19 protein-coding genes are annotated in these 21,801 nt (G+C 63.5%); 11 read left to right on the top strand and 8 right to left on the bottom strand.

Annotated elements, in window-relative coordinates:
- Nucleotides 1-72: 72 nt before the first annotated feature.
- The 3 genes from pdxB to rlmM form a co-directional block, all read right to left on the bottom strand.
- Nucleotides 73-1,215, bottom strand: coding sequence for a 4-phosphoerythronate dehydrogenase PdxB (gene pdxB / locus ACK1U9_RS15000; RefSeq protein WP_046615831.1), 1,143 nt, complete (start codon nt 1,213-1,215; stop codon nt 73-75).
- 60 nt (nt 1,216-1,275) lie between these two features.
- Nucleotides 1,276-1,518 carry a sulfurtransferase TusA gene (gene tusA / locus ACK1U9_RS14995; protein WP_003248727.1) on the bottom strand — a complete coding sequence of 81 codons (243 nt, stop codon included), beginning with the start codon at nt 1,516-1,518 and terminating at the stop codon, nt 1,276-1,278.
- 836 nt (nt 1,519-2,354) lie between these two features.
- On the bottom strand, nt 2,355-3,419 hold the full coding sequence (gene rlmM / locus ACK1U9_RS14990) for a 23S rRNA (cytidine(2498)-2'-O)-methyltransferase RlmM (protein ID WP_085601524.1): 1,065 nt from the start codon (nt 3,417-3,419) through the stop codon (nt 2,355-2,357).
- Nucleotides 3,420-3,635: 216 nt separating this feature from the next.
- On the opposite strand from rlmM, the gene acnA reads away from it, so the two are divergent.
- The 3 genes from acnA to ACK1U9_RS14975 all read left to right on the top strand — a co-directional run bounded on the left by acnA (nt 3,636) and on the right by ACK1U9_RS14975 (nt 8,995).
- Complete coding sequence (acnA, locus tag ACK1U9_RS14985; RefSeq protein ID WP_449109984.1) at nt 3,636-6,377, top strand: aconitate hydratase AcnA; 2,742 nt, start codon at nt 3,636-3,638, stop codon at nt 6,375-6,377.
- Between the two features lie 78 nt (nt 6,378-6,455).
- A complete protein-coding gene (locus ACK1U9_RS14980) occupies nt 6,456-7,232 on the top strand; it encodes a CPBP family intramembrane glutamic endopeptidase (RefSeq protein WP_135002943.1) in 777 nt (258 codons plus the stop codon).
- 197 nt (nt 7,233-7,429) lie between these two features.
- Nucleotides 7,430-8,995: a methyl-accepting chemotaxis protein gene (locus ACK1U9_RS14975; protein ID WP_046616265.1), complete on the top strand. Its 1,566-nt coding sequence runs from the start codon at nt 7,430-7,432 to the stop codon at nt 8,993-8,995.
- A 59-nt stretch (nt 8,996-9,054) separates the two neighbouring features.
- Here ACK1U9_RS14975 and ACK1U9_RS14970 read toward each other — a convergent pair whose 3' ends face one another.
- The 5 genes from ACK1U9_RS14970 to ACK1U9_RS14950 form a co-directional block, all read right to left on the bottom strand.
- Nucleotides 9,055-9,939, bottom strand: coding sequence for a pseudouridine synthase (locus ACK1U9_RS14970; RefSeq protein WP_046616266.1), 885 nt, complete (start codon nt 9,937-9,939; stop codon nt 9,055-9,057).
- A 51-nt stretch (nt 9,940-9,990) separates the two neighbouring features.
- Nucleotides 9,991-10,299, bottom strand: coding sequence for a hypothetical protein (locus ACK1U9_RS14965; RefSeq protein ID WP_046616267.1), 309 nt, complete (start codon nt 10,297-10,299; stop codon nt 9,991-9,993).
- Nucleotides 10,300-10,364: 65 nt separating this feature from the next.
- On the bottom strand, nt 10,365-10,796 hold the full coding sequence (locus ACK1U9_RS14960; RefSeq protein WP_046616268.1) for a D-Ala-D-Ala carboxypeptidase family metallohydrolase: 432 nt from the start codon (nt 10,794-10,796) through the stop codon (nt 10,365-10,367).
- A 108-nt stretch (nt 10,797-10,904) separates the two neighbouring features.
- Nucleotides 10,905-11,144 carry a glutaredoxin family protein gene (locus tag ACK1U9_RS14955; protein WP_085601521.1) on the bottom strand — a complete coding sequence of 80 codons (240 nt, stop codon included), beginning with the start codon at nt 11,142-11,144 and terminating at the stop codon, nt 10,905-10,907.
- Nucleotides 11,145-11,215: 71 nt separating this feature from the next.
- On the bottom strand, nt 11,216-12,424 hold the full coding sequence (locus ACK1U9_RS14950) for an ammonium transporter (RefSeq protein ID WP_046616270.1): 1,209 nt from the start codon (nt 12,422-12,424) through the stop codon (nt 11,216-11,218).
- Between the two features lie 313 nt (nt 12,425-12,737).
- Here ACK1U9_RS14950 and ACK1U9_RS14945 point away from each other — a divergent pair, with 313 nt between their 5' ends.
- From ACK1U9_RS14945 to dacB, 8 genes are all read left to right on the top strand, one after another.
- The gene (locus tag ACK1U9_RS14945) at nt 12,738-13,052 is read left to right on the top strand and encodes a DUF883 family protein (RefSeq protein WP_046616271.1); all 315 of its coding nucleotides are present in this window, start codon (nt 12,738-12,740) and stop codon (nt 13,050-13,052) included.
- Between the two features lie 9 nt (nt 13,053-13,061).
- The gene (locus ACK1U9_RS14940) at nt 13,062-13,436 is read left to right on the top strand and encodes a phage holin family protein (protein ID WP_013971683.1); all 375 of its coding nucleotides are present in this window, start codon (nt 13,062-13,064) and stop codon (nt 13,434-13,436) included.
- Entirely contained in the window at nt 13,433-13,762 is a 330-nt protein-coding gene (locus ACK1U9_RS14935) for a hypothetical protein (RefSeq protein ID WP_046616272.1), read from the top strand. Before ACK1U9_RS14940 ends, ACK1U9_RS14935 begins: the two co-directional genes overlap by 4 nt.
- 189 nt (nt 13,763-13,951) lie before the next feature.
- Entirely contained in the window at nt 13,952-15,283 is a 1,332-nt protein-coding gene (locus ACK1U9_RS14930; protein WP_085601519.1) for a deoxyguanosinetriphosphate triphosphohydrolase, read from the top strand.
- A gap of 283 nt (nt 15,284-15,566) precedes the next feature.
- Complete coding sequence (locus ACK1U9_RS14925; protein WP_046616274.1) at nt 15,567-16,184, top strand: response regulator transcription factor; 618 nt, start codon at nt 15,567-15,569, stop codon at nt 16,182-16,184.
- An 8-nt stretch (nt 16,185-16,192) separates the two neighbouring features.
- Nucleotides 16,193-19,825 (top strand): ATP-binding protein, encoded by a 3,633-nt coding sequence (locus tag ACK1U9_RS14920; RefSeq protein ID WP_108481431.1) that lies wholly within the window; start codon nt 16,193-16,195, stop codon nt 19,823-19,825.
- A gap of 41 nt (nt 19,826-19,866) precedes the next feature.
- Nucleotides 19,867-20,211, top strand: coding sequence for a YggL family protein (locus tag ACK1U9_RS14915; RefSeq protein ID WP_004376110.1), 345 nt, complete (start codon nt 19,867-19,869; stop codon nt 20,209-20,211).
- Between the two features lie 186 nt (nt 20,212-20,397).
- Nucleotides 20,398-21,801: D-alanyl-D-alanine carboxypeptidase/D-alanyl-D-alanine endopeptidase (gene dacB / locus ACK1U9_RS14910; protein ID WP_449109983.1), on the top strand; the 1,404-nt coding region annotated here is incomplete at its 3' end.

Below are 21,801 nucleotides of genomic sequence, written 5' to 3'. Positions count from 1 at the left end.
GCCTTGAGCTGTGGGGGTTCCTGTGGGAGCGGGTTTACCCGCGAAGAGGCCGGTACAGCTTTCAAAAGGCTGTCAGACCAACACCCCACCCAAGGCACTTACCAGCTGCGCCAACTGCGGCGACTCCCCGCGCAAGCGCACCATCAGCCCCTCTATCTCGCGCCGTGGCGGGTACTGCTTGCGCAACTGGTCGAACGCTGCACGCTGCTGCTGCGGGTCGTCGCTGAGGCTGCGGCGGAAATCGGCATCGTCGCGACGTGGGTCGTATACCGCACGGCACAAGGTGGCCAAGGCCCAGGCCGGGTCGGTGCTGGCATCCAGCTCGATCTGAGCCAGCGGCGGCCGGGGCAGCAGGTCGGCCAGTTGCACCTGTTCATCCACACCGAGGAAGCGGCACAGCGCCTGGTAGATCTGCGCCGTACCACGCTGGCGGCCGTCGAGGCTGTAGCCGGCAATGTGCGGCGAAGCCAGCGTACACAGGTCGGCCAGTTGCAGGTCGACCTGCGGCTCCCCCTCCCACACATCCAGCACCGCATGCAGGTCTTCGCGGTCCAGCAGCAGTTCGCGCAGGGCGGCGTTGTCCACCACCGGGCCACGGCTGGCATTGACCAGCCAGGCACCGGGGCGCAACTGCGCCAGCTGCGCCTGGCCCAGCAGGTGCCAGGTCGGGTGCTCGCCGCCACGCTGCAAGGGGGTGTGCAGGCTGATCACATCGCACTGTTGCAGGATGGTCTCGAGGCTGACGTAGTCACCGCCCTCGGCGGCCTGGCGCAGCGGGTCACATACCAGTACCTTCCAGCCCAGGCCGTGCAGCACCCGCACCAGGCGGCCACCTACCTCACCCGCACCCACCACACCATACACGCGCTCGGGCAGTGCCACGCCATCCAGTTCGGCCAGGGTCAGCAGGCTGCCCAGCACATAATCGACCACGCCGCGGGCATTGCAGCCAGGTGCGCTGCTCCAGTGGATGCCAGCCTCGGCAAAGTAGTTCAGGTCGAGGTGGTCGGTGCCGATGGTGCAGGTACCGACAAAGCGCACGCGGCTGCCTTCGAGCAACTGGCGGTCGACCTTGGTCACCGAGCGCACCAGCAGGATGTCGGCGTCCTTTACGCTGGCGGCATCGAGGCTTCGGCCGGGGTAACGGCGGATTTCGCCGAACCCCTGGAAGAAGGCATCGAGCAGCGGGATGTTCTCGTCGGCAACTATCAGCATGGCGCTCTCCTGTCTGGGGAACGCAGTGTAGGCGCAACGCCGGGTGTGTTCCAGAGCGGCTCAGTCGGCTTTCTTGCGGATCCAGTACAGGAAGGTACCGGCGTCTTCCTGCTGCTGCAGCAGTTCGTGGCCGAGGAAGTTGCAGAACTTGGGGATGTCGCGGCGGGTCGAGGGGTCGGTGGCGATGACCTTGAGCAGGCCGCCAGCGGCCAGGTTACGCACGTGCTGGTGCAGCATCATCACCGGTTCCGGGCAGTTCAGGCCGGTGGCGTCGAGGATGGCGTCGGGGGTGAAATCAGTCATGGGGGACTCCGCAAATGATCGCTATTGTCGCGCATCGCGCGACGTGGACCAAGCACCGCCTGTGAAGACGCGCCCTGCTCTTGCTCTTGCTCTTGTTCTTGTTCTTGATCTTGATCTTGATCTTGATCTTCGCGACTTCAGGAGGCCGAGCAGAGGTCTTGCGGAGGGAGGTGACGGGCATGGATGCCCGTCAAGCGCTGAGGCCCCATGGATGGGGCCTGCAGCGCGTACTCCCGGGAGCAAGACCGGCGCGAGGGAACCCCGGAGCGTAGCGCAGGGGCCGGATGATGGGAGCGCAGCGTTTTTTGGTTACTTTTTGCCGCGTTTGGCAAAAAGTGACTCGCCGTAAGGGCGAAAAGGTGAGTATGCGTCGCCATCGTAAATGGACTATGTGCGAACTCAAGACCAGTACTTTTCCGCTCTTCGCTCTTCGCTCTTCGCTCTTCGCTTTCAAGCGTGGGCATCAACAACAAGGTCAACATTCATTTTCGAAGGTGGCGCTTATTCACCTTTCCGCCCTTACGGCGGGTCACTTTTTGTCAAACGCGACAAAAAGTAACCAAAAAACGCTGGCTCCTATCATCCGGCCCCTACGCTACGCTCCGGGGTTCCCTCGCTACGGGCCTGCTCCCGGGAGTACGCGCTGCAGGCCCCATCCATGGGGCCTCAGCGCTTGACGGGCATCCATGCCCGTCACCTCCCTCCGCAGTCCCTTCGCTCGGCCTCCTGAAGTCGCAATCGGCGGCGCCTGAACTATCGCGCGCTTAAAAGCAAAAGCCGAAGCGAGAGCGAGAGCGAGAGCGAGAGCAAGTAAAAGAACAAAGCGGTTCGCTGTACTAGCGCGGTTTCAAGTCCATCCGGCGCAGATGGCAGGTCACTTCCTCGCGGTCGTGATACAGCTGCTTGCAGGCAATCGACACCTTGATCTTGCGCGCCTTGAAGGTCGCCTCCATGCGGTCGAGCAGCCGGCGTACTTCGGCATAGCGCTGTTTCATCGGCAGCTTCAGGTTGACCACAGCTTCACGGCACAACCCCTCGCCCAGCCAGGTCTCGATCAGCGAGGTGGTACGCGCCGGCTTCTCGACGATATCGCACACCATCCAGTCCACCGGCTGCTTCGGTTGCCAGGTGAAACCGTCGGCCATCAGGTGCTGGACCAAGCCGGTATCCATAAGGCTTTCGGCCATCGGCCCGTTGTCGATGGCGGTCACCAGCATGCCCCGGCGCACCAACTGGTAGGTCCAGCCACCCGGCGAAGCCCCCAGGTCAACGCCGGTCATGTCATCGCCCAGGCGCTGCTCCCACTGCTCGCGCGGGATGAACTGGTGCCAGGCCTCTTCCAGCTTGAGCGTCGAGCGGCTGGGCGCCTCGCGGGGGAATTTCAGGCGCGGGATGCCCATGGGCCACAGCGCACTGTTGTTGGCCGGAGCAACACCGGCAAAAACCCGGCGACCGCTGATGAAGGTGAGCAGCAGGCGCGGGCGGCTGGGGTCGTCGACCAGGCGGCCGGCCTTTTCCAGGGCCTTGCGCAGTGGCACCTCGAACTTGCGGCAGAAGGTGGACAATTCCTTGCCTTCGTTGCTGTCCAGCACCTCCAGCCACAGGCTGCCGAACACCGGGAGCCCGGCCAGGTGTGCCAGCAGCACACTGATGCGGTCGCTCTCCGGCAGTTCGACATAACCGCCACGGGCCCACTGCCGCGGGAAAATCAGCTGGTTGAAGCGCAGTTCCCCCATCAAGCGCTCGGCACCGCCCTCCTCGCTACAGACAAACTCGGCACTGGCACTTTGCGGCTTGCCTTTGGCATAGCCGGCAACACCCAGGCGGGCGGCATGTTCGCTGATTTCGGCGCACACCTCACCCTCGAAACCGGGCCGGCAATGCATGAACAGGGTATTCATCTCTCACTCCACTACGGCTGGCGCGCCACAGGCGCCGGCAGGGCGGCGATGATAAAGGAAGATCGGAACCTGCGACACGCCCCGCCGGTCCAGAAAAGGGTCAGGTGGCGCAAAGCGGTCTAACCTGACCTTTCAGCCAGGTCCGTGCCGTGCGGATCGATACAGAGCGGTGCCACCGGCAAATGTTGCCAGGCACCGGCGCAGAAGGAGTTGGCAATGCCCTCGCTCGATAGCCTGAATACCCTCAAACCCCTACAGGTCGGCGACAAGACCTACCACTACTTCAGCCTCACCGAGGCCGCCCGCCAACTGGGCGACCTGCAACGCCTGCCCATGTCGCTGAAGGTGCTGCTGGAAAACCTGCTGCGCTGGGAGGACGGCAAGACCGTCACCGGCGACGACCTGCGCGCCCTCGCCCAATGGCTGGGCGAGCGACGCTCCGACCGCGAGATCCAGTACCGCCCGGCGCGGGTACTGATGCAGGACTTCACCGGTGTGCCGGCCGTGGTCGACCTGGCCGCCATGCGCGCAGCCATGGCCAAGGCCGGCGGCGACCCGCAGCGCATCAACCCACTATCACCCGTGGACCTGGTGATCGACCATTCGGTGATGGTCGACCGCTACGGCACGCCACAGGCCTTCAGCGAAAACGTCGACATAGAGATGCAGCGCAACGGCGAGCGCTATGCCTTCCTGCGCTGGGGCCAGAGCGCCTTCGACAACTTCAGCGTGGTACCGCCGGGCACCGGCATCTGCCACCAGGTCAACCTCGAATACCTCGGCCGCACCGTCTGGACCCGCGAGGCAGATGGCCGCACCTATGCCTTCCCCGACACCCTGGTGGGTACCGACTCGCACACCACCATGATCAACGGCCTGGGCGTGCTCGGCTGGGGCGTGGGCGGCATCGAAGCGGAGGCAGCCATGCTCGGCCAGCCAGTGTCGATGCTGATACCCGAAGTGATCGGCTTCAAGCTGACCGGCAAGCTGCGCGAAGGCATCACCGCCACCGACCTGGTGCTGACAGTGACGCAGATGCTGCGCAAGAAGGGCGTGGTGGGCAAGTTCGTCGAGTTCTATGGCGACGGCCTGGCCGAGCTGCCCTTGGCGGACCGTGCGACCATCGCCAACATGGCCCCGGAATACGGCGCCACCTGCGGCTTCTTCCCGGTCGACCAGGTGACCCTGGACTACCTGCGCCTGTCCGGCCGCCCCGAAGCGACCGTGCAACTGGTCGAGCAGTACTGCAAAGCCCAGGGCATGTGGCGGCAGCCCGGCCAGGAGCCACTGTTCAGTGACAGCCTGGCGCTGGACATGCATGAGGTCGAGGCCAGCCTGGCAGGGCCAAAAAGGCCGCAGGACCGGGTGGCCCTGGGCCAGGTCAGCCAGGCCTTCGACCACTTCATCGAACTGCAACCCAAACCGCTGGCCAAAGAAGTCAGCCGCCTGGAAAGCGAAGGTGGCGGCGGCGTGGCAGTGGGCAACGCCGACCAGGCCGGGGAGATCGACTACAGTCATCAAGGCCAGACCCACACCCTGCGCGATGGCGCCGTGGTGATTGCCGCGATCACCTCGTGTACCAATACCTCCAACCCCAGCGTGATGATGGCCGCCGGGCTGGTGGCAAAAAAGGCTCTGGAAAAAGGCCTGCAACGCAAACCCTGGGTCAAGAGTTCACTGGCGCCAGGCTCCAAGGTGGTCACCGACTACTTCAAGGCCGCCGGGCTCACCACCTATCTGGACCAACTGGGGTTCGACCTGGTCGGCTATGGCTGTACCACATGCATCGGCAACTCCGGCCCGCTGGATGAAGCGATCGAAAACGCCATCGCCAGCGCCGACCTTACGGTGGCATCGGTGCTGTCGGGCAACCGCAACTTCGAAGGCCGCGTGCACCCGCTGGTCAAGACCAACTGGCTGGCCTCGCCGCCGCTGGTGGTGGCCTATGCCTTGGCCGGCAGCGTGCGCCTGGACCTGACCCGCGACCCGCTGGGCACCGGCAAGGATGGCCAGCCGGTATACCTGCGCGACATCTGGCCCAGCCAGCAGGAAATCGCCGCTGCCGTGGCCAAGGTCGACACGGCGATGTTCCACAAGGAATACGCCGAGGTGTTCGCCGGCGATGCACAGTGGCAGGCGATCGAGGTACCGCAGGCGGCCACCTACGTGTGGCAGGCCGACTCCACCTATATCCAGCATCCGCCGTTCTTCGAAAACATCGGCGGGCCACCCCCGCAGATCACCAACATCCAGGGTGCGCGGATCCTGGCGCTGCTGGGTGACTCGGTGACCACCGACCATATTTCGCCAGCCGGCAACATCAAGGCCGACAGCCCGGCCGGGCGCTATCTGCGTGAGCAGGGCGTGGAGCCCCGCGACTTCAACTCCTACGGCTCGCGGCGTGGCAACCATGAAGTGATGATGCGCGGTACCTTCGCCAACATCCGCATCCGCAACGAAATGCTGGCGGGCGAAGAAGGCGGCAACACCCTGCACGTGCCCAGTGGCGAGAAGCTGTCGATCTATGACGCGGCCATGCGCTACCAGCAGGAAGGCACCCCCCTGGTGGTGATCGCCGGCCAGGAGTACGGCACCGGCTCGAGCCGCGACTGGGCAGCCAAGGGTACCAACCTGCTGGGGGTCAAGGCGGTACTGGCGGAAAGCTTCGAGCGCATTCACCGCTCCAACCTGGTAGGCATGGGCGTACTGCCGCTGCAGTTCAAGGCCGGGCACAACCGCAAGCAACTGGGACTGACCGGCAAGGAGAAGATCGATGTGCTGGGCTTGGACGGCGCACAGATCCACCCGGGCATGAGCCTGTCCTTGCGCATCACCCGCGAGGATGGGCAGCAGGAGCAGATCGAGGTGCTATGCCGGATCGATACCGTGAATGAAGTGGAGTACTTCAAGGCCGGGGGAATATTGCATTATGTGTTGCGCCAGCTGATTGCTGGTTGAGGCGGGTATGCTTGGGGCTGCTGTGCCGGCGATGGGCCGCGCAGCAGACCCAACATCGTTCAATCAGAAGGACCACTTGTGCCTCGCCTCCACCTGATCGCACTTTTACTCCTGGCGCTTGGCTACACCCTTGCGCTGAGCCACGGCAACCTCGGCATCACCACCCTGCCCACCTTTCTCGCCCTGCTTGCCAGCGCCCTGCTCGCTCGCCGCCCCCAGCGCTGGCAACAAGCCCTCGGCCACACGGTGTTCATCCTGCTGGCCATTGCCCTGGCATTGCACTGGTTGCCCGGCTACAACGCAGCCAAGGTCATCGACGGCGTAGTCCTCAGCCCCGGCGCCCTGCCCTTCACGATGTACCTGAACCTGGACAAACCACTGATCGGCGCCTGGCTGCTGCTGGCCTGCCCTTGGTTGTTCCTGTGGCGCAGCCAGGGCCTGGCCAGCAGCTTGCTGTATGCCCTGCCCCTGACCCTGCTTGCATGCCTGGGCGGTGCCTGGGCACTGGGCATGCTGGCCTGGGCCCCGAAATGGCCCGACCAAGCCTGGCTCTGGCTGCTGAACAACCTGCTGCTGGTAAGCCTGACCGAAGAGCTGTTGTTCCGCGGTTACATCCAGGCCGGCTTGCAACGGCTGCTGCGCCACCAAGGGGCAGGATTGTTCGCCGCCGCCTTGCTGTTCGGCCTGGCCCACCTGGGAGCCGGCTGGCAATGGGTGTACCTGGCCACCCTTGCCGGAATCGGCTACGGGCTGGCGTACCGCTGGGGCGGTGTGGCGGCGGCGGTACTCTGCCATTTCGCCCTTAACCTGGTGCACTTCACCCTGTTCAGCTACCCGATGCTGGCTCTTGGCTAGCTAATCGGTCATCATTCGACCTATCCGTCATGAAAAGCAGTAAAAACGCAATAATGACGCTAACTTGCTTGAACGTGCTCGCTGGGTAAACCAGATCACGTGATGGCTTATTGCTATAGATCAAGCACATTAATTATTCATTCAATAAAACCAGCGGCTTGCCGATATCTGTCGAAAGCCCTGCGGACTATCAACCCATGCGTAACAACCAGCCGATTACCCAGAGAGAACGGACTTTCCCTGCCCAGCAGCGGTTGATCTCCACCACCAATGCCAAAGGTGTGATCACTTACTGCAACGATGCCTTCATCGAGATCAGTGGTTTCACCCGCGAAGAGCTGACCGGTGCGCCGCACAACCTGGTACGCCACCCGGATGTGCCGCCAGCGGTATTTGCCCACATGTGGCAAACCCTCAAGCAGGGCCAGCCGTGGATGGGCATCGTCAAGAACCGCTGCAAGTCTGGTGACCACTACTGGGTCAACGCCTACGTCACGCCGATCTTCGACAACAATCAGGTGGTCGGCTTCGAGTCGGTGCGGGTCAAACCTACCGCCGAGCAGGTCCGTCGCGCCGAGGCGCTGTACCAGCGCATCAACCAGGGCAAACCGCCGATACCACGCCGGGACAAGTGGCTTCCGGTGCTGCAGGACTGGCTGCCGTTCATTCTGATCAGCCAGGTAGGCTTCCTGATCGGCAACTGGCTGGGCCATTCCTGGGGCTTCGCCCTGGCTGCCGGGCTTTCCGTACCGCTGGGCCTGCTGGGCCTGAGCTGGCAACAGCGCGGCCTCAAGCGCCTGCTGCGCCTGGCCGAACAGACCACCTCCGACCCGCTGATCGCGCAGATGTACACCGACAGCCGTGGCGTGCAGGCGCGCCTGGAAATGGCCATGCTCAGCCAGGACGCGCGCATGAAAACCTGCCTGACCCGCCTGCAGGACAGCGCCGAACACCTCAGCGAACAGGCGCGCCAATCCGACGCGCTGGCGCACAAGAGCTCTTCAGGCCTGGAGCGCCAGCGGGTGGAGACCGAGCAGGTTGCCGCTGCGGTCAACCAGATGGCCGCCACCACCCAGGAAGTGGCCAACCACGTGCAGCGCACCGCCGATGCCACCCAGGAAGCCAACCGCCTGACCAGCCAGGGTCGGCAGATTGCCGGTGAAACCCGCGAGGCCATCGAACGCCTGTCGGCGGCGGTGGGCGAGACCGGCCAGACGGTTACGCAACTGGCCAAGGACAGCGATGAGATTGGTGGGGTGGTCGACGTGATCAAGGGCATCGCCGACCAGACCAACCTGCTGGCGTTGAACGCCGCCATCGAAGCGGCACGTGCCGGTGAAATGGGCCGAGGTTTTGCCGTGGTGGCCGACGAAGTGCGCCAGCTGGCCCAGCGCACTGCCGAATCCACCGGGCAGATTCACGGCCTGATTGCCAAGCTGCAACAAACTGCCAGCAATGCCGTGCTGACCATGGAAACCGGCCATCGCCAGGCGCAGGAAGGCGTCGACCGTGTAATGCAGGCCGACGAGGCGCTGGTGGGCATCAGTGAAGCGGTGGCCAACATTACCGACATGGCCACCCAGATTGCTGCAGCGACCGAGGAGCAGACTGCAGTGGCTGACGAGATCAGCCGCAACATCAGCACCATTGCCGACCTGGCCGACCAGACTGCCGAACAGGCCCAGCACTCGGCGCTGCTCAGCGAAGAGCTGACCAGCACGGCGGGTACCCAGTACTCGCTGGTGGAGCGGTTCAACCGCTAGGGCCCTGTAGGAGCGGCCCATCGCGACACAAGGCCGCTCCTACAACGACCCCGTCCAGACTACCAATCCAGCTGCAAGCAGCTCTCGAAATAGCGCTCTTCCCCGCTCAGCGGGTCTGCAAAGCGCAGGCTCTGCGCCAGCAACTTCAGTGGCCGCTGGTAATCATCCTCTTCGTTTAGCAACTGCGGATAGAACGGGTCATTGCAGATCCCCGCCCCCAATGCCGCCATGTGCACACGCAGTTGATGGGTCTTGCCAGTCACCGGCGACAGCCCGTAACGCCACAGCTCGCCATTTTTCTCCAGCACTTCGGCCAGGGTTTCGCTGTTGGCCTCCCCCTCTACCTCATGCATGCGGAAAAACGGCTCGCCATGTACCAGGCGGCTTTTGTGCACCAGCGGGAAATCGTGCTGCGGCATGGCCGCGGCAATGGCCTGGTAGCGCTTGTCGATGCGCCGTTCGGGGAACAACCGTTGGTAGGCACTGCGACTCTGCGGGTTGGCGGAAAACAGCACGAGCCCGGCAGTGTGCCGGTCGATACGGTGCAACGGCACCAGATGCGGGTTGCCCAGGCGGCGGATCAGGCGGCGCAGCAAGGTCTGCTCGACGTATTCACCTGTCGGCGTCACTGGCAGGAAATGCGGCTTGTCGGCTACCACCAGGTGCTCATCCACATGCAGTACGGTCTCCTGCACCGGGATCGGCCGCTCGTTCGGCACCTCACGGAAGTAATGCAAACGCATACCGCGCTTGTAAGGCAGTTCGGCAGAAACCGCCCGCCCCTCGGCATCCAGCACCCGACCACGGGCAAAGCGGTCGAGCCACTGGGCGCGGTCGATGGCCTTGAAATGGTCACACAGGCAGTCAAGCACCGTCGCCCAGTTACCGGGAGGCAGGCACACCGTGCTGGCTTGCTGGCGGGCGGGGTCGAAAGGCGTGGTCATGGCAGGGCTCGAAACGTTCACGGCCGCGCATTATCCCCCAAGCCCGCGCCCTCAACCAGCCTTGGCAATGGCCTCGCAGCGCTCCTTCAGCCAGCGCAACACCTGCACCGGCTCCCATCGCCCCGGGTCGTAGAGGGCATAGAGCAACCCTTGGTAACCCACCACGTCCAACCCACGGTGGTAGCCGGCACGCTGGAACAGGGCCTCGATTTCGGCGAAGCAGGTATTGAAATGGACCTTGCCGAACGGAGTGCGGTCGTCGGTCACCAAGCCTTCGAGGCGCAGTTCCAGAACAGCGTCGGCCACCCGCTCGACGGGCATGCGGTTGACGCTGTACTTGAGTTGCTCGACATTGAGCATGGCTTTACCTCGATACTGTACTTATATACAGCATACGAACATCCCCTTGCCGCCGTCAATGCGCTTCATTGCAGGCCCGGCAGATAGCCGGTGCCTTTGCGGATGGTCAGCACCTGGCGTCGTGGGGCGCTACGCGACACAGCCAGGTGCACCCAGTTATCGAATTCGAGGATCAGCTGGTCGAAGGGGATGGCGCTTTCGCTGATACGGCGCACCACCTCGCGCGGGCTCACTTCAATCACCGTGAAGTCAGCCGCCAGCCCCTGCAGATGCTTGCTCGTCAACGCCCCGCCAATACGCTGGTTGACTGCGGGGCTGCGATAGCCGCTGCTGACGATGATTGGTGCGCCGAACAACGCACGCACCTGCTCCAGTGCATTGCACAGCAACTGCAGGTTGGCACGCGCTTCAGCGGGAGGATTGTTGTCGAGCCCTTCCCTGGCGGCGAGCTGCGAAATGGTCATTTCATCGAGGGTGAAATGGGGAGAAATGCGCATGGCTGGATTCCTGATGACCGGTGATGGATGCCGGCCTCAACGTGCCGGCAGCGGATCATCACAACGCAGCACACTGCATGGAGCAGGGACAAACCTCCCCTGGCGCTGTTACTGCTCGAGAAACGCCACCACCTGTCCGGCATCGAACGGCCAGTGCAGCTCGGCGCCATTGTCACAGCGGCGCAGCACCGGAATGATCAGGCCATAGCGCTCGTACATGGCTTCGTTCTCGGCAATGTCGACCAGCTCCACCAGCAGGCCATGGTCGACGAAGGGCATCAGCACGGCCTCGGCCACTTCACACAGGTGGCAGCCGAGGGTGCCGAACAGTTGGCATTCAGGCAGCATGGGGGCAAGTCCGATTTGATAGGGAGAAACCTATTCTAGGTCCGTCCTGCCCCCCGTGCACCTGACGTGGCTCAATCCTGGCTGGTGGCGCCGATACGGTGCAGCGACAGGTCCGCGCCCTGGAACTCCTGCTCATGGCTCAAGCGCAGCCCGTGCAGCGCGCGGATTGCACCATACACGGCAAAACCGCCAGCCAGTGCCACCACCACGCCCATCAGGCTGCCCAGCAACTGGCTGGCCAGACTGACACCGCCCATGCCACCCAGCAGCTCCTGGCCGAAGATGCCGCAGGCCAGGCCGCCCCACACACCGCACAGACCATGCAACGGCCACACACCCAGCACATCGTCGATCTTCCAGCGGTTCTGCGCCGCAGTGAAGGTCCAGACGAACAGCGCGCCCGCCACCAGGCCGGTGGCCAGCGCACCGATCGGGTGCATCAGGTCGGAACCTGCACAAACCGCCACCAGCCCGGCCAGCGGCCCGTTATGCAGGAAGCCCGGGTCGTTACGGCCGGCCAGCAGGGCCGACAGGGTGCCACCGACCATGGCCATCAGCGAGTTGATCGCCACCAGGCCGCTGACACCCTGCAACGTCTGGGCACTCATGACGTTGAAGCCGAACCAGCCGATGATCAGGATCCACGACCCCAATGCCAGAAAGGGTATGCTCGACGGCGCAAACGCCACCAGCCGGCCATCGCGGTAGCGCCCGCGGCGCGCGCCCAGCAGCAACACCGCCGCCAGCGCCAGCCAGCCGCCCATGGCATGCACCACTACCGAGCCGGCAAAGTCATGGAACGGCGCGCCGAAGCGTGCCTGCAACCAGGCCTGAACGCCCAGGTTGCCGTTCCACACCACGCCCTCGAAGAACGGGTAGATGAACGCCACGATCAACGCCGTGGCACACAGTTGCGGCACGAAGCGCGCCCGCTCGGCGATACCCCCGGAGATGATCGCCGGGATCGCCGCGGCGAAGGTCAGCAGGAAGAAGCACTTGACCAGCGCATAGCCATGGTCGGCCGCCAGCGCCGCCGCCGGCTGGAAGAAGCTGACACCGTAGGCGATCCAGTAACCGATGAAAAAGTACACCAGTGCCGAGATAGCGAAGTCGCTGAGAATTTTCGACAAGGCGTTGACCTGGTTCTTGTGGCGCACCGTGCCCACTTCGAGAAACGCGAAGCCGGCGTGCATGGCCAGCACCAGGATGGCGCCCATGAGAATGAACAGGGTGTTGGAACCGTGGACCAGGGAGTCCATCGCGCTGTGCATGTTTTCCATGAAATAGGCAGACCTGCTGAAAAAGGCACCAGGACAGTTCAAGAACCTGCATCCCTGCACCGAATCGGTGCCAGCCCCCTGCCCTGTTTCGGTGAGCCGGGCGGAGCCTGCGTGGTTTTTTCTTGGGTTTGTCGTGGATTGGGTTAAGGTTTATCGGTATCCGCTGCGCTGGCGCCCTGAATCGGCGCAATACCCGCCTGGGGCGCCCCGCAACGTGGCAAAGGCTTAGCAAGGCCCATACCAGCGCCGGCACTTGAACCTTCCGCGCTTGCTATCACTCGAACTACCAACATCCATCGACAGGGAGACACCCATGGCCAGCAAATCGGCAAAGACTGCACAAGAGATATTGATGGCTGACTTCCAGGCACTGGTCCGCGATACCGAGAAGCTGCTGGCCGACACCGCCAACCTGGCCGGCGACCAGGCTGACGAGTTGCGCGCACAGATCCACGATCGCCTGGCCCAGGCCCGCGAAAACCTGCAGCTGACCCAGGACTCGGTGCGCGAGCGCGGCCACGCAGCACTGGGCAGTGCCGAACAGTACGTGCAGGAAAAACCATGGCAGGCGATCGGCATTGCCGCGGGCGTCGGCCTCTTGATCGGCCTGCTGGCCAACCGGCGCTAAGGGGTTCCCATGGAGAACGACGCCAACGGCGCCAGCGCCTCGGGCAAGCGCCTGGGCGCGGCTGCCCTGGGGCTGCTGCACAGCCATATCGAATTGTTCGGCATCGAGTTGCAGGAGCAGAAGGGTCGCACATTGAGCTTGCTGCTGTTCGCTGGCCTGGCCCTGGTATTCGCCCTGCTGCTGCTGACGGCGCTGTCCGGGCTGTTGCTGGTGTTGCTGTGGGACAGCTATCGCCTGGCCGGCATCATCGGCTTGTGCGTGTTCTACGGCATCGCCGCGCTGTATTGCGGCCTGCGCCTGAAAGCAGCGGTGTTCGACGAGTCGTCGCCCTTCGGCGCCACCCTAGAGGAACTTGCCAAGGACCGGGAGCGCCTGTTGCCATGAGCCTGCCAGAACTGCCAAACACCCGTAACCCGCGTGAACTGCGTAAGGCGCTGCTGCGCCTGCGCATGGAAATGCACCGCCAGGAAATCCGCCACGAGTCCGCGCAGTTGCTGGAGCCGCTGCGCCGCGTGCGCGGCATGGGCAGCTCGCTGCACGACGGGCTGGGCATCAAGCATGCGCCACTGTGGGGGATTGGCGCCGTGGTGGCGCTGGGCTTCCTCACCGGCAAAGGTGTGCGCAGCGGCAACCTGGCGCGGCTGTTGCGCCTGGGCACCGGCCTGCTGCCGCTGCTGCGCCTGTACCTGCAAGGCAGCCGCCGCCCCTGAGCGTTTTCCGTCGACAGCACCGGCCCTGTCGCCGGCATGCTGGCTCCCACCTCGACCGCATCGGTCTCACGCCATGTGCGATTCCTGTGGGAGCCGGCTTGCCGGCGATAGGGCCCTTACAGGCTTACCCCTTGCGCTGCCCTTCCGGACACCGGAAGCTATACCCCTCGATCCACAGGAGACCGCGCCTTGGACTGGCACACCCTGCTCACCCGCGAACGCTTGGGCAAAGCCCTGTACAGCGCCGATGAACTCGGGCGCAGCCCCTTTCACAAGGACCACGACCGCATCATCTTCTCCGGAGCCTTCCGCCGTCTCGGGCGCAAGACCCAGGTGCATCCTGTTTCCAGCAACGACCATATCCACACACGCCTGACCCACTCGCTGGAAGTCAGCTGCGTTGGCCGCTCGCTGGGCATGCGCGTCGGCGAAACCCTGCGCGACAGCCTGCCGGACTGGTGCGCCCCCAGCGACCTGGGGATGATCGTGCAGTCGGCCTGCCTGGCCCATGACATCGGCAACCCACCGTTCGGTCACTCTGGCGAAGACGCCATCCGCCACTGGTTCCAGCAGGCCGCCGGGCGTGGCTGGCTGGACGACATGAGCGACGACGAGCGCGCCGACTTCCTCAACTTCGAAGGCAACGCCCAAGGCTTTCGCGTACTCACCCAGCTGGAATACCACCAGTTCGACGGCGGTACCCGGCTGACCTATGCCACCCTCGGTACTTACCTGAAGTACCCATGGAGCGCACGCCACGCCGACGCCCTGGGCTACAAGAAGCACAAGTTCGGCAGTTACCAGAGCGAGCTGCCGCTGCTCGAGCAGATCGCCCGCAAGCTCGGCCTGCCGCAACTGGAACACCAGCGCTGGGCGCGCCACCCGCTGGTCTACCTGATGGAGGCTGCGGATGACATCTGCTACGCGCTGATCGACCTGGAAGACGGCCTGGAAATGGAGCTGTTGCAGTACGCTGAAGTCGAAGCGCTGTTGCTCGACCTGGTCGGCGATGACCTGCCGGAAACCTACCGCCAGCTCGGCCCTGGCGACTCCCGGCGGCGCAAGCTGGCGATCCTGCGCGGCAAGGCCATCGAGCACCTGACCAACGCTGCCGCTCGCGCCTTCGTCGAGCAGCAGCAGGCCTTGCTGGCCGGCCAGCTTGCGGGCGACCTGGTCGAACACATGCACGGCCCGGCCAAGCGCTGCGTGCTGCAGGCCAAGGCCATGGCACGCAACAAGATCTTCCAGGACAAGCGCAAGACCCTGCACGAAATCGGCGCCTACACCACGCTGGAGATCCTGCTGAACACCTTCTGCGGGGCGGCCCTCGAGCAGCACGGTGGGCGCACACCCTCGTTCAAGAGCCGCCGGGTACTGGACCTGATCGGCAACAATGCCCCCGACCCGCACGGCTCGCTGCACAGCGCCTTCCTGCGCATGATCGACTTCATCGCCGGGATGACCGACAGCTATGCCAGCGAAATGGCCCGGGAAATGACCGGGCGCTCCAGCCCGACTTGAGCCCTGACGGTGCAACCCGGGCATTGCCCGGAGTTGCACCGTACTTTGTGGGAAACTTCCTACATACACTGGCGACAAGTTAAACAACACGAATAAAAATAAATGAAAAGTTACCAATCACGTTTTGACATTGAGTTAAATGTGCCTGGCTCGTAGCCCGAATTGTTTTATCTTGTAAGCCATTTCCCATATAGGGCTAATAGCCCTTCCTCGCATGCCCGATGACTTTCAACTGCGATAAGGTGCCGCCTGTCATCCTCAATCGCCCGCAGGGAAGTTGAACATGCATTCCATATTTATCGTCGACGACCATCCCGTCATCCGCCTGGCCGTTCGTATGTTGCTGGAAAACCAGAATTACAAGGTTGTCGGCGAGTCGGACAACGGCGTTGACGCCATGCAGATGATTCGCGAAACCTCGCCCGACCTGGTCATCCTCGACATCAGCATCCCCAAGCTGGACGGGCTGGAGGTGCTTGCCCGGTTCCAGGCCATGGCCCTGCCTCTGAAGGTGCTGGTACTGACCGCGCAATCTCCCGCATTGTTTGCCGTACGCTGCATGCACTCGGGTGCTGCAGGCTATGTGTGCAAACAGGAAGACCTGAGCGAACTGCTCAGTGCAATCAAGGCCGTGCTGGCTGGTTACAACTATTTCCCCAGCCAGGCAATCAAGCATGACCATGCGGTAGATGCCGACTTGCAACTTTTCCGCCAGGTAAATGACCGCGAACTGATGGTACTGCAACTATTCGCCCAAGGCCGCAGCAACAAGGAAATTGCCAAGGGCATGTTCCTCAGCAGCAAGACCGTCAGTACCTACAAGAAGCGCCTCATGCACAAACTTCAGGTCAATACGCTGGTCGACCTGATTGAAATGGCCAAACGCAACGCGCTGGTCTGAGGGTAGTCATGGCGCAGCTCATAGTTCGCCTGCTGTTCACCCTGCTCCTGTTCAGCAGCGTGGCACAGGCGACCCACCACGAAGCTTCATCCTATACCTTGCTGGCACGCTCATCGGCCAGGCCGGCATTGCCTGCGCTCACCGACGAGCAACGGCAATGGCTCGAAGGCCGTCAGGAACTGGTGCTGGGTACCTCGGCACCGGACTACCCACCATTCGACATCACCAGTGGGGGCCGCGACTACCAAGGCCTTACCGCCGAGTATGCGAACCTGATCGGCAACGCCCTGCAGTTGCCCGTGCGTGTGCTGCGCTTTTCCAGCCGGCAAGCGGCGGTGGAGGCGCTGCGCCAGGGCGATATCGACCTGCTTGGCAGCGCCAATGGCTACGAAGCGGCCAGCGATGGCCTTGCCCTGTCGCACCCCTATGCCATCGACCAACCGGTGCTGGTAACCCGCGAGGACGAAAGCCGGGCGCTGGACATGGGCCTGGCCGGCATGCGCCTGGGCATGCTCTACCACTACCTGCCGCGGCAGGAGGTGAAAAGCGCCTACCCCAAGGCCGAGCTGCTGGCCTTCGGCTCATCCAGCGAGGCCTTGAGTGCCGTGGCGTTCGGCCAGGCCGACGTGTTCATCGGCGATACCATTTCCACCCACTACCAGCTCAATCGCGGCCACCTGCCACGCCTGCGCATGGCCAGTTTCGGCAAGCACGAAGCCATCGGCTTCGGTTTTGCCCTGCGCCACGAGGACAGGGTGCTGATGCAGATGGTGAACGCCACCCTGGACAGACAGACTTCGGCCATACGCGCCAGTATCTTCAAACGCTGGAGCGCTGGTAGCGACCAACTGCTGACCGACCGCAAGCTGCAACTGACCGACACCGAAGAACAATGGCTGAAGGACCACCCGGTGATGCGTGTGGCAATCGATGACACCGCTGCACCTGTCTCGTATTTCGATGGCTCGGGGCATTTTCGCGGCATCACCGCTGACCTGCTCGAACTCCTTCGCTTGCGCACCGGCTTGCGTTTCGAGGTACAGCGCGCCAGCGGCCTTGCCGACATGATTGCCCGCCTCAAGGATGGCCGCGCCGATGTCATCGCTGCACTGGCGACCGGCGGGGTGAACGAAGACGACCTGCAAATCAGCCAGCCCTACCTTGAAAGCGCCTATGTGCTGGTCAGCCGCAAGGACAAACAACCCCTCACCTCGCTGGAACAACTGCAGGGTCATCGCATCGCCATCACCCGCTACAGCGCCATGGACGCCATGCTGTCGAGGCACTATCCGCAAATCGGCTGGGTCGAGACCGAAAGCTCGTTCTATTCCATGGCGTTGCTCAACAGCGGTGCCGTCGATGCAGTGATCACCACTTTGATCGACGCCAACCACGCGCTGGCCGGCAACCCTGAACTGGTCATCCGGGCCACCGTCGGCAGCGAACCCGCCAACTTCGCCATGGCCACCAGTGCCCCATCGCAGGTGCTGGTGTCGATCCTCGACAAGGCGCTGCTGAGCATCTCGCCGGAAGAACTGGGGGTCATCAACAACCGCTGGCGCGGCTTCAGCCTGCACGAGGATGGCAATGACCACGGCTACCGCAGGCTGGCGATTCAAGTGGTACTGGGCACCGCCGTGCTATTGCTCCTGGCCTTGCTGTGGAATGCCCGCCTGCGTCTGCAGATTCGCCAACGGCAACGTGCCGAACGGGCGCTGAACGACCAGTTGGCATTCATGCGCGCCCTGCTCAACGGCACACCCCACCCCATGTACGTGCGTGACCGCGAGGGCCGCCTGCAAAGCTGCAACTACAGCTACCTCGAAGCCGTGCAGGCCCGGTCCGAGGAGGTCATCGGCAAGAACCTGGAGGGTAGCCTGTTCGCCGATAGCGAGCAGACCCGGCAGATCCACGCCGATTACCTGAAGGTGATGGCCGAAGGCTCGCCACTGATCATGGACCGGCCATTACGGATCCAGGGCCGGGAAATGACCATCTACCACTGGATTCTGCCGTACCGCGACTCACTGGGTGTGGTACAGGGCATCATCGGTGGCTGGATCGACATCAGCGAACGCCGCCATCTGGTCATGGAGCTGCGCCAGGCCAAGCAGCAGGCCGACGATGCGAACCGCGCCAAAAGCACGTTCCTGGCCACCATCAGCCATGAAATCCGTACCCCGATGAATGCGGTCATCGGCATGCTCGAACTGGCAGTCAAGCGCGCCGACCAAGGCCGGGTAGACCGCAGCGCGCTGGAACTGGCCCATCATTCGGCCAAGGACCTGCTGGGCCTGATCGGCGATATCCTCGACATCGTGCGCATCGAGTCGGGGCACTTGTCCCTTGCCCCGGAGGCCGTCGACCTTGCAGCCCTGGTCGAATCGGTGGGGCGCATTTTCGAAGGCCAGGCGCGGCAGAAAGGCCTGGCCCTGGAGGTTATGATCGCACCGGCCGCACGCTGCCATGCCCTGCTTGACCCCCTGCGCTTCAAGCAGGTCCTGTCCAACCTGGTAAGCAACGCCATCAAGTTTACCGAGCATGGCCAGGTGCGCATCTGCGTCGGCCTGGTGGACGACGGCACCACCACCCCTGCCGTGCTGGAGCTGGAAGTACGCGACAGCGGCATCGGCATCCACGCAGATGACCTGCAACGCCTGTTCAACCCGTTCATCCAGGCCAACCCGCATAGCCAGAGCGCCCGTGCGGGTACCGGGCTGGGCCTGGCCATCTGTCGCAACCTGTGCGAAATGATGGGCGGCAGCCTGACCATCAAGAGCCTGGAGGATGTCGGCACCCAGGTGCGACTGAAGATGCCGCTGCAGCGGGTTGACGCTGCGGCGCAGCCGGCCCGGCAGATAGAGAACCTCGATGTGCCCGACCCAAGGCTGAACGTGCTGGTGATCGACGACCATCCAGCCAACCTGCAATTGATGGCACAGCAGCTTGGCTACCTGGGGCTGAAGCACACCAGCGCCCGCGACGGTCGCGAAGGCTTGGCCACCTGGCGGGCGGGCGACTTCGATGTGCTGGTGCTCGACTGCAACATGCCGCACATGAACGGCTACCAGCTGGCCACCGCCGTACGCACCGAGGAACGCCATGGCAAGCGGCCGCGCTGCACCATTCTCGGCTACACCGCCAACGCACAGCCGGAGGTACGCCGCAAGTGCCTGAGCGCCGGCATGGACGACTGCCTGCTCAAGCCGATCAGCCTGGGCACGCTCAGCCAGCGCCTGGCCGGCATACGCCCGCACCGCCAACACAAACCGCGGCGCAAGCTGTACCACCTGGACGGCCTGGCCACAGTGGTCGGCCAAGACCCGAACGACCGCCAGCGCTTCCTGCAGGCGTTGCAGCAGAGCCTGCAGGCCGACCTGGCCACCTTGATGGCACTGAATCCGCAGCACGACAGCGATGCCATTGCCGAACAGGCGCACAAGGTGCTCAGCGCCGCGCGGATGCTGGAAGCCCCCGCACTGATGAAGGCCTGCGAAGCCCTGGAAGCAAGCGGCTTGCCTACCGCCCAGTTGCGCCTGCGGCGCCAGGCACTGGCGCGACATATGCGCCGGGTAGAACGTGCCCTGGCCAAGGAACTGGCCACAGGCACCTGCACACAGGCAGGCAGCCACGCGTGTTAACTGGTAGACTGCGCGGCGTTATTACCTAAGAGGATTGTTTCATGGCCACAAACCGCTCCCGTCGTCTGCGCAAGAAGCTGTGTGTCGACGAGTTTCAGGAATTGGGCTTCGAGCTGAACCTGGAATTCAAGGAAGATCTGGATGACCAGGCAATCGATGCTTTCCTCGACGCGTTCCTGGCAGAAGCCATGGATGCCAATGGCCTGGACTATGTAGGCGGTGACGATTTCGGCCTGGTGTGCTCGGTCAAACGTGGCTCGGTCAGCGAAGAACAGCGTGCAGCCGTTGAAGCCTGGCTCAAAGGCCGTAGCGAACTGACCAAGATCGAAGTCAGCCCGCTGCTGGACGCCTGGTACCCGGAAAAGCCGATCAACAAGGCCGAGTAATACCGGCCCGGCTCGATCGCTGAAAAGGCCACCCCAAGGGGTGGCCTTTTTTATTGGGGGTGCTTTTCCGTCGAACGTGGCGCATCGTCGCTGCGCTTGGGGCATAATGCGTATTCTTTCACCCTGGGGCCATCATCCCTTACAGCCCCAATGCCCTTTTCCCTCGCCGTAGGGTATTTATCGATCATGATCAAAACGCTTCGTCCCCTCGTTCTTGCCGGCCTGCTGTTGCCACTCGCCCTGCCCAGCCAGGCCGCCGCCGTCAACACCACGCTGCCTGCCAAGGTGCAGCAGGCCCTCAAGGCCAACAAGCTGCAGGATTCTGCCCTGTCACTGGTGATGCTGCCGCTTGACGGCCCCGGCACACCGACCGTGTTCAATGCCGATGTCTCGGTCAACCCGGCCTCGACCATGAAACTGGTCACCACCTACGCCGCCCTCGAACTGCTGGGCCCGACCTTCCAGTGGAAAACCGAGTTCTACACCGACGGCACCCTGAGCAACGGTGTACTCAACGGCAACCTGTACCTCAAGGGTGGCGGCGACCCAAAACTGAACATGGAGAAGCTGTGGCTGCTGATGCGTGACCTGCGCGCCAATGGCGTGCGCACCATCACCGGCGACCTGGTGCTGGACCGCAGCCACTTCGTGCAGCCCAATCTGCCGCAGTTCAACGACGACGGCGGCGATGTGAACAAGCCGTTCCTGGTCAAGCCCGACTCGCTGCTGGTCAACCTCAAGGCCCTGCGTTTCGTGGCCCGCAACGATGGCGGCAAGGTCACCATCGCGGTCGAACCGCCGATTGCCAGCATCCGCATCGATAACCAGGTCAAGGCGGTGGCCTCCAAACAGTGCTCGGGTGACGTGCGCTACAACCCGGTGCAGCAGGCCGATGGCATCAGCGTAACGGTCAGCGGCCAGCTGGGTGACGGCTGCAACTCGCAGACCTACCTGTCACTGCTCGATCACCAGACTTACGCCGCCGGTGCCGTGCGCGCTATCTGGAACGAGCTGGGTGGCAGCATCCAGGGTGGCGACCGCTTCGAGAACGTGCCCAAGGGCGCTCGCCTGCTGGCCCGTGCCTTCTCGCCAGACCTGGTGGAAGTGATCCGCGACATCAACAAATACAGCAACAACACCATGGCTCAGCAGCTGTTCCTGAGCCTTGGTGCGCAGTTCCGCACCGATGCCGACGGTGACGACGCTCGCGCTGCCCAGCGCGTGGTGCGCCAGTGGCTGGCGAAGAAGGGCATTACCGCCCCGCACCTGGTGATGGAAAACGGTTCCGGCCTGTCGCGCGCCGAACGGGTCAGCACTCGGGAAATGGCCGCGATGCTGCAGGCCGCCTGGAAGAGCCCTTATGCTGCCGAATTCATGAGTTCGATGCCGCTGGTGGGTATGGACGGCACCATGCGCAAGCGCCTGAAACGTACCGCCATGACCGGCGAAGGGCACATCAAGACCGGCACGCTGAACACCGTGCGGGCAATTGCCGGCTTCAGCCGTGACAGCAACGGCCATACCTGGGCAGTGGCGGCGATCCTCAACGATCCGAAACCGTGGGGCGCCTCGCAGGTGCTCGACCAGGTG

The sequence above is a fragment of the Pseudomonas sp. XP1 genome (assembly GCF_053557675.1).
The sequence above is the reverse complement of the archived record's forward strand: the minus strand, read 5'-3'. Positions and strand labels throughout refer to the sequence as shown.

Excerpts from the sequence above, each read along its gene's own strand:
- ACK1U9_RS14965 (WP_046616267.1), bottom strand. The coding sequence starts at position 10,299 with ATGCTCAATGTCGAGCAACTCAAGTACAGCGTCAACCGCATGCCCGTC.
- ACK1U9_RS14940 (WP_013971683.1), top strand. The coding sequence starts at position 13,062 with ATGGAGAACGACGCCAACGGCGCCAGCGCCTCGGGCAAGCGCCTGGGC.
- ACK1U9_RS14935 (WP_046616272.1), top strand. The coding sequence starts at position 13,433 with ATGAGCCTGCCAGAACTGCCAAACACCCGTAACCCGCGTGAACTGCGT.
- ACK1U9_RS14955 (WP_085601521.1), bottom strand. The coding sequence starts at position 11,144 with ATGCTGCCTGAATGCCAACTGTTCGGCACCCTCGGCTGCCACCTGTGT.
- pdxB (WP_046615831.1), bottom strand. The coding sequence starts at position 1,215 with ATGCTGATAGTTGCCGACGAGAACATCCCGCTGCTCGATGCCTTCTTC.
- ACK1U9_RS14970 (WP_046616266.1), bottom strand. The coding sequence starts at position 9,939 with ATGACCACGCCTTTCGACCCCGCCCGCCAGCAAGCCAGCACGGTGTGC.
- ACK1U9_RS14920 (WP_108481431.1), top strand. The coding sequence starts at position 16,193 with ATGGCGCAGCTCATAGTTCGCCTGCTGTTCACCCTGCTCCTGTTCAGC.
- ACK1U9_RS14960 (WP_046616268.1), bottom strand. The coding sequence starts at position 10,796 with ATGCGCATTTCTCCCCATTTCACCCTCGATGAAATGACCATTTCGCAG.
- tusA (WP_003248727.1), bottom strand. The coding sequence starts at position 1,518 with ATGACTGATTTCACCCCCGACGCCATCCTCGACGCCACCGGCCTGAAC.
- ACK1U9_RS14945 (WP_046616271.1), top strand. The coding sequence starts at position 12,738 with ATGGCCAGCAAATCGGCAAAGACTGCACAAGAGATATTGATGGCTGAC.
- ACK1U9_RS14950 (WP_046616270.1), bottom strand. The coding sequence starts at position 12,424 with ATGGAAAACATGCACAGCGCGATGGACTCCCTGGTCCACGGTTCCAAC.
- ACK1U9_RS14915 (WP_004376110.1), top strand. The coding sequence starts at position 19,867 with ATGGCCACAAACCGCTCCCGTCGTCTGCGCAAGAAGCTGTGTGTCGAC.
- ACK1U9_RS14925 (WP_046616274.1), top strand. The coding sequence starts at position 15,567 with ATGCATTCCATATTTATCGTCGACGACCATCCCGTCATCCGCCTGGCC.
- rlmM (WP_085601524.1), bottom strand. The coding sequence starts at position 3,419 with ATGAATACCCTGTTCATGCATTGCCGGCCCGGTTTCGAGGGTGAGGTG.
- acnA (WP_449109984.1), top strand. The coding sequence starts at position 3,636 with ATGCCCTCGCTCGATAGCCTGAATACCCTCAAACCCCTACAGGTCGGC.
- ACK1U9_RS14975 (WP_046616265.1), top strand. The coding sequence starts at position 7,430 with ATGCGTAACAACCAGCCGATTACCCAGAGAGAACGGACTTTCCCTGCC.